We start from the raw sequence: 11,851 nt of genomic DNA, 5'->3' as shown, positions 1-11,851 counted from the left end.
AGTACTAAAATTTAAAATCAATATGGAAACAATTCTAGATAAATATAAAGCTACCGAAGTTGAAAACGTTAACGTTTGGTTTAAAGCAGCATCAGTTAATGATTTTCCCAAAGATGGCGGTGCTTGTGTAAAATATAAAGAAAAGCAAATCGCTGTTTTTAACTTTGAAAGATTAGGTAAATGGTATGCCTGTCAAAATCTTTGTCCGCATAAAATGGAAATGGTGCTTAGTAGAGGTATGATAGGTGATGATAAAGGGATTCCAAAAGTGGCCTGTCCTTTACACAAAAAAACATTCTCGTTAGAGACGGGAGAAAACTTAAATTCTGACTTAGATGCCATAGCCGTATATCCTGTAAAAGTAGAAGCAGGTTATGTATACATTGGTTTTGAGGAATAGTTGGATTATTGATGGAGCACTATCAGTTATTAAAAGTTAAGTTCGTTTGTAATGGAAAAAACAATGGTCAGCTTTACCAGGGCATTAATTTAAAATGAGACTAAATTTTAGCGCATAGTTTTAAAATTCTAAAAATCGCATTACAATTGAAGTAGTAATTCTGTATATTGGCTTTTTAGCGTTTAAATTTACAAGAATATATGAAACCCACCAGATTTGAAGCGGCCATAGCTTTGATTGATAAAGCTAATTCAGAAGATGTAAATACCTATCAAGTAGCAGGTATGGATTACCCAAAAGAGTTACTGTACTCTCAACGAATGACTCGTAAATTATTACAGTTTGAACCAAATGCTTCTAAAGCTTTGCAAATAGCAGCTAGAGCACAGCATATTTGCCGTTGGAAAATTGCTCGAGATGAATATCCAATGGATCGTGTGGGCTATTTAAAGTGGCGAGAAACTTTAAAGAAAATGCATGCCAATTTAACGGTAGACATTTTAAAAGAGGTAGGCTTTGATGATCAGTTTGCAGATCGGGTAAAGGCTATTATTCTTAAGAAACTTATTAAGAAAAACGAAGAATCCCAAACCTTTGAAGACACCATCTGTTTAGTGTTTTTGGATTATTATTTTGATGAGTTTGCCGAAAAGCATTCCGATGAAAAGATCATTGATATTTTAAAGAAAACTTGGGTTAAGATGTCTGAAAAGGGCCATGAGGCAGCTTTACAAATTGCTTTTTCAGAAAAAAGCTTAGCCTTAGTAAAACAAGCTATTTCATAAGTCCGATATGTCGCAGCATAGTAATTCATTAGACCAAAGTACGTTTGATAAATTACGCCGTTTATATATTATTGCCCTGAGTACCATTGCCTTGTCTGTAGTGATTAGTCAGATTCTAATTCGTACACATTTAAGACGTCAGGAAAGTGACTCTACAGTAATTAATATTGCGGGGCGGCAGCGGATGTTGAGTCAGAAATTAACTAAAGATATTGTTTCGTTATCTTCAGAAACTGCGATTTCAAAAAAAATAGATCTTAAGGACAACATAAAGTCTACCTTACAGTTATGGACAGTTTCGCACGAAGCCCTTCAAAATGGAAATGACAGTTTAGGCTTGCCTAAAAAAAACAGTAAGGAAGTCATTGAAAAGTTTAATCTTTTAAACCCCGTTTTTGACACTATCAGTGTTGCTGCCAATACCATAATTAATAAGATAGAAACTAATCCCAATGCTGCCCTTAAAATTTATACTTCAGAAATAGAGCAGGTAAAGGCTCATGAAGGTGATTTTTTAAACATGATGGATGCTATTGTAAATCAGTATGATTTAGAAGCAGATGAAAAAGTAGATTGGTTACGCAAGTTAGAGTTATGGCTTACTTTACTTACGTTGTTCATATTGCTTGGCGAATTTTTGTTTATTTTTTGGCCAGCGGCAAAGTCGGTTAAATCCATTTTAGCTGATTTGCTCAGAGCGGAAAAGCGAGCCAAAAAAATGGCTTTTGATGCCGATGAACTTAGTGCAGCAAAAGAAAAATCTATGAAAGAGCTGCGTGCCTTAAGCCGTGCTATGGATGATACGCTTTTGTTTGCTCGCATTTTACCAAATGGCAGTGTGATTCATATGGGAAATAAGTTTAGCCGCTTATTTAAGTTTTCTAAATTTAATATGAATGCCCTTTTTTGGGAGATCTTGTCTTTTGAAGAAAATGAACGTGCGGTTATTGAAGATTTAATAAACAAAAATAAAAAGACGGGCTGGCAAGGTGAAGTAAAAGCGAGCACAAAGGAAGATGAATCTGTATGGTTGGAAATGGCCATTATACCTTATAGTCCCAATGATGATAAATCCGAACTGTTAATTATTGCCTCAGAAATTACTGAGCGCAAAATTGCTCAAATAGAAATTGATAGACTGACCAATAAAAGTTTTGAGGAAAAGATGAGTCAGCAAAAAGTCATTTCTAGTAAAATTATTGAAAATCAAGAGAAGGAACAGAACCGTATTGCTAAAGATGTTCATGACGGTATTGGTCAAATGCTTACAGGATTAAAGTATAATTTAGAGAGTATTGATGCTACAGACATTAAAAAGGCTACCGCTAAAATTGAACATTTAAAAGAGTTAACCTCTAACATTATAAAAGGCGTTAGGACGGCTACCTTTAATCTAACCCCCCCGGAGTTAACAGACCATGGTATTGTCCCTGCTATTACAAAACTAACTCAGGAACTGGCGCGTTTAACCGGGAAGGAAATTGTGTTTTTTAATAAGACAGATTTCACGCAACGCCTAGATTCATTGGCAGAAATCAATATTTATCGCATCACACAGGAGGCTATAAATAATGCCATTAAGTATGCCGAATCTACGCATATTTTGGTTTCACTATCTCATAGTCAAAACATTTTGAGTTTGGTGATTGATGATAATGGAAAAGGGTTTGACCCTAAGACTATAAAGCGTGTTAAAACAGGTGATGGTGGAATGGGAATGACATTTATGCAAGAGCGTATTAAATATATAGACGGACGTTTGTTTTTAACATCAAGCAAGGGTAGAGGGACTCGAGTTACATTGAATATACCCTTAACCAGTTCATTACGGAAGGAGAACTAATCATGTCATTAGAAACCAGCTTTTGAGAAATTTATAGGCTATTACCTAGCTGGAATTCTAAGCATATGGATGTCAATTTGCTGAACGGCAGTTTTTTCTTTAAACAATGGTACATCTTGAAGCAGTGAAAAAGCAAACAGCGTTTGTAAGATATTGTTAGTGAACCTTATATTCTGTTAAATAGGGAGGCATTTAGGTTGTTAAGGTCTAAATTAATAGAATTCTCAAGGCAATAAAGTCAGTGGCTAATAATAATTTTGTTGTACAAGTTGATGAAAAGATGAATATTGAGATTCAAACGACTGCCCTGCATATAAAAAATACGTAGTATTACTTAATTTTATTACTTTTGTACTTGTAATTAGATATTTATGGATATAATAAACGTTGTACTTGCTGATGATCATGTTTTAGTACGAGATGGTATTAAGGCTTTATTGGAAGACCAGTCGGGAATCCTAGTTATTGATGAGGCCTCAAATGGGAAAGAAGCTCTAGAGGTCATAGCACGAAATAAACCACATGTATTAATTATTGATATTAGGATGCCTGAAATGAATGGGATTGAGGCGGTTAGAGCAATTACAAAATCAGGAATTGAAGTAAAAACATTGGTTTTGTCCATGCATGATTCAGAGGAATATGTGTTACAAGCCATTCAAGCTGGTGCAGATGGTTATTTATTAAAAGGAGCAAGTAAAGAGGAATTCCTAAAAGCAGTTACCAAAGTGGCTTCTGGTGGCAAGTACTTTACGGGTGATGTATCTGCTATAATTATGAATAATTTTGTGAATGGTAATATAAAGAAGACTTCTAAGCCCATATTGGAAACTAAGGAGGATCCGTTTAAATTAACCAAGCGAGAAAAGCAAATACTTAACTTGGTATTACAACTCAAGAATAATAAGGATATCGCAGAAGAACTTAAAATTAGTAAACGAACAGCCGAAGTGCATCGTTTTAACCTTATGAAAAAATTAGAAGTTAAAAACTTAATGGAGTTGAGTAATAAGGCTAAGGCGTTTGGGTTGGTTTAGTTTTCCATGTTAAGCATTTCTAATTTAGTGCGCTGCTGAATACCACATGATAACTGCTGGGTTCTATTCACAGATCATGTTTTACATTACATAGCTTTTATAACTTGTTGCCTCATTAGTTTTTATTTTTAATATTCACCGCTTTTAATTCATTATAGTAGGGGGCCATTCTGGCATGGGCCGTGCCATCTATTAATAAAATCACAATCATCATAGCAATCGTTGTAATACTGATTGCACGCCAAGTTGGTGTATTAATAAAAACAATTAACAAAGCGGCTACAATGATTATAACAGGAATAACTTTAAAAACGATGGTTTTATATTCTTTGAGCGTGGCTTCGGCACGAGTGATTTCTGATTCAACGAATGCATAGGCATCGGTATTGTAAGCCGTTTCAAATTGTGTTATTCTTGACTTATTAGTGAAAAATAATCCAAGTCCAATAGTTACAAGTAAAAGACCTGCTACCAAGGTTGGAATTATGTATGCTCTTGCCATTTCCGTTTTGCCTAACTGCCAAAACCCAAAACTAGCAGCCATAAATACGAGTCCGAAGAGCATGAAAAATGGGGTTGAAAAAAGTTCGGCTTTGGCCCAATCTGTTGCTGTCTTTAAAATTTCCATAGTTTTAATTCATTTTATATAGCGCTCTGTACTCCGTTGGACTTATGCCTTGTTTCTTTTTGAATAATCTTGAAAAATACTGCGGATATTCGAATCCTAATTCATAAGCCACTTCAGAAATACTCTTATTTGGTTGTAATAAAATATGCTTTGCTTCTTCTATGAGCTGTAAATGCAAATGTTCGGTGGTGGTTTTACCTGTTTCTTTTTTTAGGGTATCACTCAAGTAACGCTGTGAAACTCCCATTTCATTGGCTATCTGTGCTATGTTTGGCATACCTTTTTCTTGCAATTGTCCTGATTCAAAATATTGGTATACCTGCTTATTAAATTGCTCTAGTAAATCATTAGATAGGTCCTTTCTGTTTAGAAACTGTCGGTCATAAAAACGATGTGCATATTTTAGTAACGTGTCCAATTGAGAAATGATAATGTCTTTACTAAAGACATCTTGGTTGTTTTGATACTCTATTTCAATATTTTCAACAATAGATTCTATCTGCTTTTCTTCTTTTGGCGAAAGATGTAAGGCCTCATTTACCGAATAAGAAAAGAAACCATATTTTTTTATTTGCAAACCCAAATCCGTCCCTTTTAAAAAATCTTCGTGAAAGTTTATAGAAAACCCTTTTTGCTCAAAAACCACACTATTATCCCATTGTAATACTTGTCTTGGTGATATGAATATCAAAGCGCCATTAGTAAAATCGTATGTGGTTCGTCCGTAATTTAAATCTCCCTTTACATACTTTTTAAAACTAATAGTATAGCAATCATTGGTAATTGGAGGTGAACTTTCTCGTGGGCAAGGTAGGTAGCCATCACCTTTTGAATTGAACACGCTCAGCATGGGATGCTCTGGTCTAGGCAATTTTAAATAATCTAAATAGGATGAAAGTGTTTTAAAATGTTGCATACTACAAATTTAAAAATTCCATGTTACACCGGTTTCTTTTTCTGATAGCTCCCATAGCCTTTTAGCTGTTGTTTTATTTTTAGCATGTGGTTTTATTTCATGTGCACCTACAGGACCTACCCAATTGCTTCTTCCTGTGGGACCATAAAATCCACTTTGGTCTAAATCTGGTTCTGTGGCACACATTAATTGCGGATAAGCACCTTTCTCAGCTGATTGTGTCAATGGGGATAATTTCATCAAGTTAAAGATGAATTTCATCATAAAACTACCACTGGTATTTATCAAGTTGGTTCTTGAAGAGCCAGGATGACAGGCGTACGCCTTAACATTATTTTTTCCTGCTTTTTTTAGTCTATTTTGCAATTCGTATATCGACATTATCTGGGCAAGTTTACTTTGACTGTAGGCGTCATTAGGGCTGTAATCTTTATCCCAATTCAAGTCATCAAATTTTATAGTTTTAATACCCATATCATATCCTAAACTTCCGACGGTTACAATACGTCCTTTTGATTTTTCTATCAGTGGGTACAATAATGCTTGTAATGTCCAATTGCCATAATAATTGGTTCCCATTTGACTTTCCCAACCATCTACTGTGAGCTTTTGTTGAGGGACTTGCGCTATGGCAGCATTGCAGATTAAGGCATCAATTTTAGGAACAACTTTTAATACGTCTTCAGCCGCTTTTTTTACAGAAACTTGGTCGGCTAAATCCATGTTTATAGCTAATACCTCGATTTGGTTACCAAGCTCTTGTTTTAAAATATGAATGGTGTGTTCAGCTTTTTTTTTGTTTCTATTAAGCATGACCACTTTGGCCCCTTTGGATAGCAATATTTTTGTTGCTTCAAAACCTGTTCCGCTTGTGGTACCTGTTACAACAAATATTTTTCCATTCAAAGGTTCTATTCTATCGGGTGTCCAACCTCTTTTGCCAAATTGATTTGAATTCATTGTTACCTGTTTTTAAGTTTAAAAAATATATCGCAAAGGTCGGGGAGTAGAGGTCTTGTTTTCTTATACGCATTTTCAAATGTCGTATACTTTTTGGTAGATTTATGAAAATGTGTAAACCAAACATCTAAAATAAGGGCTTCCAGCTTGCCATTATGAACATGTGCCAAATCAGGTACCGGTTTGTTATGTGGAGCGAAATAAAGATTTAGAGTAATTAACAGAAATAAAATGACTCTAATAGGTTTCATCGTTTTCAATTTACAAATTACACTTTACTGTGTTGCCCTAGGTTTTTACTTTTGAATTAAATTTAGCTGTATCGCTAGTATATCTTGCTCTGATATTCCCAGGTGTTCAAAATATTTAGCAAAAGAACCATATGTTTCTTCAATATGCTTTTTCGTTCCTAAAATATATTCAGGCTGTAATATGTAAAAAGCTTCAATGTTTTTTCTGTTTTCCTTAAAATCTATAATATCCAGATTGTATCTTGCTACAGAATCAAGTTGATTTATACGCATTTGACTTTCATGTTGTCTGCATTCGTTTGACAATAAATAATCAGATTCAATAGTTGGCCATGGCACATCCAATGCGCTAAGTAATAAAGCCGAGGCTGTACCTGTTCTGTGCACGCCATGTGAACAATGGAATAGAACGGGATAATTGGATGCATCTGTAAGCAGTTGAAACAATCCATAATAAGAGTCTTTCCCAACCTCGGGTAATAGTTTATGAATATTATAATTCAATTCAATAGGTACTTTAGAAAAATCTCCGGTTTGTCTTGCTTGTAGGACTATTGCCGCTTCGTCATTATCACCTGAAATAGGTAAATACACCGACTTTATATTATCAGGTAGGTTATCTGCTCCACGTTTTGATATTTCCTCTTGCGTTAGAAAATTTATTACTGTTTTAATTCCCAATTGTTGAATGATCGCTTTATCTTCTTCGGATATTTGAGATAACGTTCCTGATCGATATATTTTTCTTTGCTGTACTGTTTTCCCCTCACTGGTTTTATAGTTGCCCGGATCTCGAAAGTTGTCTTGACCCTCAAGTGCTATTGTCCTATTAAAATCGTCTTGTTTGGCGCTATTTTTAGGATTATTGCATCCTATAAAAGTGGAAATAGCAATACCTACTAGAACTAGTTTTCTCATGATATTAATTTTATGACAATGCCTATTTTAGGATTGACAATGGTTTTTATATGCGTAGTCATAGATTTCTGTTCAAGAACCTATTGGTTTTGTGATGAACTTTAATACATGGCTATGGTCTTGTTATAATACTTAAACAGTCTTTACCTATGCCCGGTGTTAGCCAAAGGGTTTCTATATATCGCTCTCGGGTAATCAGACATTCTTACATGCTCTTTTTGCAGTTCATTGAGCGCATTTTTTGCGATCCATTTGGCCGATGAACTTTGAAATTCCAATAGGTCCTGTGCAACTTCTATCGCTTTTTTATTCAGGTCAATATTGCGTTTTCCAATATTTCTCAAAGCCCAGTTTACAGCTTTTTTTACATATAATCTGTCGTCATTAGCTTCTCGCGTGATTATAGGGAAAAACTGTTCAAATAAGTCATTACCTGAGTTTTTGTCTGCCATGCTGTAGGAAGCCATAATTGTAAAACCTGCTCTCTTTTCAAATTCAGGTTTTCTTTTAGTCCATTCAAATATTTTGACAAGTGCAAATTCACTTTTGGAGAAAAGTCCCATAGAAAAGCTATCGCAAATCTCCCAGTTTTCGAATGTCTTTACCCACTTTTCCATTAAGGCTTCTGTCACATCTTCTGGTTTTATCATTTTACTACAAAGCAAACGTCCTTCATAAATGCCACTGTCAAAGAGTTGAATGGCAAGTTCCTTGTCAAACCCGGTGTCTTTGGCGATCATTTTTAGTTCTTTATGATAAATACCCAAAGCATTATTTCCGACTACGCCAAATTTTTTCGCTTTCAGAGCTACTTTATCCGCATCTCTCAAATCATAAAGACAAGCTATGACTTCATTATAAATCACTACTTTTTTGAGTTAATTTCTATGGCTTGTTTGATGTCATATTCAACAACTTTTTTATCTAACTTTTTTTGAGGCAGTACCCGTATTGCTTTTCCTTTACCCGTTAATAGACTCAATTTGTCTTCCATTTTGGCACCTTTCAAAAGGCCAAAATCAATGCCGTAGGACATAGTCCTTATATGACATATGCCGCCTTTTTCGTTAGAATACGTTGTGATTCGTTCTTTTTTTGTTTCTAAAATACCATCAAACGATGGTAAAAATGATCGGGCTTCCAGAAACAATGCCTTATACTCTGATTGTAAATCTTTGTCGTATTGCATTTAGTTGTTTTGTCTAAGGATCAAAATGTTGCTAATGATTTTTTTAAGATTACCAAACTTTATTGTAGACACGCATTTAAATTCCACAAACAATAATTCATCTATGGTAAATTTTTTGTAGGGTCCATGTTCTCTTATATGTTCGAATACATTAGTCATGAATCTTTTTATTTTAACTTGTCATTTTTGTGCTTAATGTTTCAAATAGATAGCCTTATTTCAAAATAGGGCAGTTTTAATTTCATAGTATTTGTATGCTTAGTTCACCGCGATAGTTTAATTTAATTTCTTGAAATAGAATATCAATGTTTTGCATCATTTACCTCAATCCAGTATCCGTCAGGGTCTTGAAAATAAATCTGTCTGACGCCATCTATTCTTGTTTGGAATTTCATGTTTTTATCTGAGAATTCTCCATATGAAATGCCAATTTTATTTAAAAATTGCAAGTAGGCGTCAAAATCATTTATGGCAAATGCCAAATGGATAAACTTGTGTAGTTTTATTTCAGAATTATATTCGGTAACGTGAAGTTCACGCTTATTGCCAAGATCAAAAAAAACTGCAGGGAGAGGTGTGTTTTCTCCCCATGGTGTTGGCAGCTCCTTAAGGTGTAGAATGTTTTTATAAAAGGCTGCACTTTTTTCAACATCTTTAACTATGATACTAATATGCTCAAGTTCCGTGTTAAAATTTTGAGCCATTGAAGCGATTGAACCGAAACAAATGGTTAAGATTATTATGACGTTTTTCATGATTGTTGATTTTTAGTTACTGAAACATAATAATTACGGTTTAAAAGTTGACAGTATTAAATCCAATGCTGTTACAAGTTCAAATCAACTTTTATCTGTTTATTTAGAATACTTGAATTGAATGTCGCCCACCGTATTTACAATGAAAATAGGTAGTATTATATGAACTATAAGCTTAGTTTAAAAACAAAGATAGCAGAAAAGAACCAAACTTAGAATTTAGCTCTTATCTGCTATTTGTTATATGCGGTTTTGTGGTTGGCTTTATATTTAGGTTGATGTTTATGGTGTAATCCGTATACTAATTAAAGCATTTTTCCTGCAGCTCTGGCTTGTGCATCTTTGCTGCGGCCCATAATTGAACCAATTACCATACCACCAATTAAACCAAGAGAAATGCCTAATGAGCGTTCTAGGCTAGATAAAATGGCAACCCCAAATAGCAAACCAAATACTAATCCTAATCCGCCATAAAAAGTTGTATAATGCCCTTTGGTCGTTAAGGAAAAGGTGTCTTTTAAATATGTTTTAAAATTACTGATAGCCTTACTGAAGTGTTTTTTTCTGTTCGCAAAGTTTGATTTTAAATTTAAATTTTCTAATTCATTTTCTATAGATTGAATGTCATTTTTAGACAAATCTTTCATTTCTAAGCTCTTTATAATTTCGATAAATTCACGATATATCTTAATTTCAGAAGTCTTACTCGTCTCATTTACATAGCTTTCAAAGAGGTTAATTGCATTTTTTAGTGTCATAATTTTTACTGTTTTCTTGGTTAGTGGCTGCCAACCCAAAATATTACACTTAAAAACTGTTTTTCTTTAATTTTTTTAAAAAATGTTGTTGTAACGGCCTATTTAGATATGTTTAATTTCTTAAACTTTCTATATCAGTCATCATTTCTTCTAGCTTTTTGAATAGCCTTCCATAAACTATGTTTAAATCCCAGGTGTAAATTCTACCACCAAAAAACGCCAGTAAAGCCAAGATTAATAATACAATTACGATTCCTATAAGTGGCACTCCAAAGATCAAATAGACATCAGGAAAACCAACAAGAATTTCACCTACAAGTTTTTCTCCCAAAGGCATGCCTTCTGCATCTTTAAACCAAAAACCTAAAATCATGGATATAAAAATGATGGGGTATAAAAATCTCGAAACTTTCTTATTAATAGATATTTGTTTGTTTATCCATTGGCTAAATGCTTTCAGGTATTGATAACTGCTTATGCCTAGGTCAATTTTTTCTAAATCGTTTAATAGTTGCTTATTTATAAAAACAAGCACTGAAAGGGTGGCAAAAAATATGATGCCCGTTATTGGAATTCCTATTAAGAAAGAGACGATTAAAAAGGCAAATGAGAATGCAACAATGGCAATCAAATTTATTTTAAACATGCGTTTGAATTTATCAATAATATGAATTGACTTTTGGTTGTAAAGGTTGTTTATTTTTGGAGCTACCAATGCATCACTCTTAAGAAAACCTTCTTTCCATATATTTTCAATTGATTTTTCCATCTAATATTTTTTTTAATCTTGTTTTAATTCTTTTCACACGTACTCCAATATTATTAGGGTTCGTTCCTATAATTTCAGCAATTTCCTTTTGTGATTTTTCTTCTAAATAAAGCATGATAACGGCTCTATCTATTTCTGAAAGTTCTCTAATAGCATCGTATAATACATTTAGAGATTCGTCTGAAAATGCAAAGTTGTCTTCGGTTTCTTCGGTAGTTACTGAATCAGATACAAAATGTTGAACATTGTTTTTCTTTTTCTTAAGTAAGGTTAGACAAACATTTAGTGAAATTCTGTATACCCAAGTGCTCCATTGCGATTCTTCACGAAAGTTGTCTTTACTCCGCCAAATTTGTAAACACACTTCTTGATAATAATCTTCAAAATCTTCTTGCGAGTTGGTATAAGCTCGACATAATTTGATGATTATTCCGGCAAACGGCAAAATGGATGTTTTGTAAAAATCGCTACTCAATAGTGTCCTTTTTTGTAGTTAGTGGTATAAAGTATAAATTATTACAGGCAAATGACATAATTATAAAAAAGAATGTGCTATGCAGATAAATGATACCCTTCGGATAAATGCATGCGTAGTGGCCTAATTGTACGCTTTAATATTTTGTATTGTCACTGTAAACATCG

14 protein-coding genes are annotated in these 11,851 nt (G+C 33.9%); 4 read left to right on the top strand and 10 right to left on the bottom strand.

Going from position 1 to position 11,851, the window contains the following annotated elements; translation table 11 throughout:
- Positions 1–22: 22 nt before the first annotated feature.
- From nirD to IE051_RS16925, 4 genes are all read left to right on the top strand, one after another.
- On the top strand, positions 23–400 hold the full coding sequence (gene nirD, locus IE051_RS16940) for a nitrite reductase small subunit NirD (protein WP_189362604.1): 378 nt from the start codon (positions 23–25) through the stop codon (positions 398–400).
- A 200-nt stretch (positions 401–600) separates the two neighbouring features.
- Positions 601–1,185, top strand: coding sequence for a DUF4202 domain-containing protein (locus IE051_RS16935; RefSeq protein WP_189362603.1), 585 nt, complete (start codon positions 601–603; stop codon positions 1,183–1,185).
- 7 nt (positions 1,186–1,192) lie between these two features.
- Positions 1,193–3,028 carry a sensor histidine kinase gene (locus tag IE051_RS16930; protein ID WP_189362602.1) on the top strand — a complete coding sequence of 612 codons (1,836 nt, stop codon included), beginning with the start codon at positions 1,193–1,195 and terminating at the stop codon, positions 3,026–3,028.
- A gap of 371 nt (positions 3,029–3,399) precedes the next feature.
- Positions 3,400–4,065, top strand: coding sequence for a response regulator transcription factor (locus IE051_RS16925; protein WP_189362601.1), 666 nt, complete (start codon positions 3,400–3,402; stop codon positions 4,063–4,065).
- Between the two features lie 115 nt (positions 4,066–4,180).
- On the opposite strand, the gene IE051_RS16920 is transcribed toward IE051_RS16925, so the two are convergent.
- The 10 genes from IE051_RS16920 to IE051_RS16875 all read right to left on the bottom strand — a co-directional run bounded on the left by IE051_RS16920 (position 4,181) and on the right by IE051_RS16875 (position 11,684).
- Positions 4,181–4,693, bottom strand: coding sequence for a hypothetical protein (locus IE051_RS16920; protein ID WP_189362600.1), 513 nt, complete (start codon positions 4,691–4,693; stop codon positions 4,181–4,183).
- A gap of 4 nt (positions 4,694–4,697) precedes the next feature.
- The gene (locus IE051_RS16915) at positions 4,698–5,609 is read right to left on the bottom strand and encodes a helix-turn-helix domain-containing protein (RefSeq protein ID WP_189362599.1); all 912 of its coding nucleotides are present in this window, start codon (positions 5,607–5,609) and stop codon (positions 4,698–4,700) included.
- A 9-nt stretch (positions 5,610–5,618) separates the two neighbouring features.
- Complete coding sequence (locus tag IE051_RS16910; protein WP_189362598.1) at positions 5,619–6,569, bottom strand: SDR family oxidoreductase; 951 nt, start codon at positions 6,567–6,569, stop codon at positions 5,619–5,621.
- 296 nt (positions 6,570–6,865) lie between these two features.
- Positions 6,866–7,738, bottom strand: coding sequence for a tyrosine-protein phosphatase (locus IE051_RS16905; RefSeq protein ID WP_189362597.1), 873 nt, complete (start codon positions 7,736–7,738; stop codon positions 6,866–6,868).
- Between the two features lie 143 nt (positions 7,739–7,881).
- On the bottom strand, positions 7,882–8,604 hold the full coding sequence (locus IE051_RS16900; protein ID WP_189362596.1) for a DNA alkylation repair protein: 723 nt from the start codon (positions 8,602–8,604) through the stop codon (positions 7,882–7,884).
- Entirely contained in the window at positions 8,604–8,927 is a 324-nt protein-coding gene (locus tag IE051_RS16895) for a DUF1801 domain-containing protein (RefSeq protein ID WP_189362595.1), read from the bottom strand. The genes IE051_RS16900 and IE051_RS16895 overlap by 1 nt, the downstream gene beginning before the upstream one ends.
- Positions 8,928–9,229: 302 nt before the next feature.
- A complete protein-coding gene (locus IE051_RS16890; protein WP_189362594.1) occupies positions 9,230–9,682 on the bottom strand; it encodes a VOC family protein in 453 nt (150 codons plus the stop codon).
- 305 nt (positions 9,683–9,987) lie between these two features.
- The gene (locus IE051_RS16885; RefSeq protein WP_189362593.1) at positions 9,988–10,440 is read right to left on the bottom strand and encodes a hypothetical protein; all 453 of its coding nucleotides are present in this window, start codon (positions 10,438–10,440) and stop codon (positions 9,988–9,990) included.
- A 112-nt stretch (positions 10,441–10,552) separates the two neighbouring features.
- Complete coding sequence (locus IE051_RS16880; RefSeq protein WP_189362592.1) at positions 10,553–11,209, bottom strand: hypothetical protein; 657 nt, start codon at positions 11,207–11,209, stop codon at positions 10,553–10,555.
- Positions 11,193–11,684 (bottom strand): RNA polymerase sigma factor, encoded by a 492-nt coding sequence (locus tag IE051_RS16875; protein ID WP_189362591.1) that lies wholly within the window; start codon positions 11,682–11,684, stop codon positions 11,193–11,195. Before IE051_RS16875 ends, IE051_RS16880 begins: the two co-directional genes overlap by 17 nt.
- Between the last annotated feature and the right edge of the window lie 167 nt (positions 11,685–11,851).

The sequence above is a fragment of the Algibacter mikhailovii genome (assembly GCF_014651495.1).
Taxonomy (GTDB): Bacteria; Bacteroidota; Bacteroidia; order Flavobacteriales; family Flavobacteriaceae; genus Algibacter_E; species Algibacter_E mikhailovii.
This window is presented reverse-complemented; position numbering and strand designations above follow the sequence as displayed.

Bases quoted from the DNA above. Each gene is read 5' to 3' on its own strand.
- nirD (WP_189362604.1), top strand. From the start codon at position 23: ATGGAAACAATTCTAGATAAATATAAAGCTACCGAAGTTGAAAACGTT.
- IE051_RS16935 (WP_189362603.1), top strand. From the start codon at position 601: ATGAAACCCACCAGATTTGAAGCGGCCATAGCTTTGATTGATAAAGCT.
- IE051_RS16930 (WP_189362602.1), top strand. From the start codon at position 1,193: ATGTCGCAGCATAGTAATTCATTAGACCAAAGTACGTTTGATAAATTA.
- IE051_RS16925 (WP_189362601.1), top strand. From the start codon at position 3,400: ATGGATATAATAAACGTTGTACTTGCTGATGATCATGTTTTAGTACGA.
- IE051_RS16920 (WP_189362600.1), bottom strand. From the start codon at position 4,693: ATGGAAATTTTAAAGACAGCAACAGATTGGGCCAAAGCCGAACTTTTT.
- IE051_RS16915 (WP_189362599.1), bottom strand. From the start codon at position 5,609: ATGCAACATTTTAAAACACTTTCATCCTATTTAGATTATTTAAAATTG.
- IE051_RS16910 (WP_189362598.1), bottom strand. From the start codon at position 6,569: ATGAATTCAAATCAATTTGGCAAAAGAGGTTGGACACCCGATAGAATA.
- IE051_RS16905 (WP_189362597.1), bottom strand. From the start codon at position 7,738: ATGAGAAAACTAGTTCTAGTAGGTATTGCTATTTCCACTTTTATAGGA.
- IE051_RS16895 (WP_189362595.1), bottom strand. From the start codon at position 8,927: ATGCAATACGACAAAGATTTACAATCAGAGTATAAGGCATTGTTTCTG.
- IE051_RS16890 (WP_189362594.1), bottom strand. From the start codon at position 9,682: ATGAAAAACGTCATAATAATCTTAACCATTTGTTTCGGTTCAATCGCT.
- IE051_RS16885 (WP_189362593.1), bottom strand. From the start codon at position 10,440: ATGACACTAAAAAATGCAATTAACCTCTTTGAAAGCTATGTAAATGAG.
- IE051_RS16880 (WP_189362592.1), bottom strand. From the start codon at position 11,209: ATGGAAAAATCAATTGAAAATATATGGAAAGAAGGTTTTCTTAAGAGT.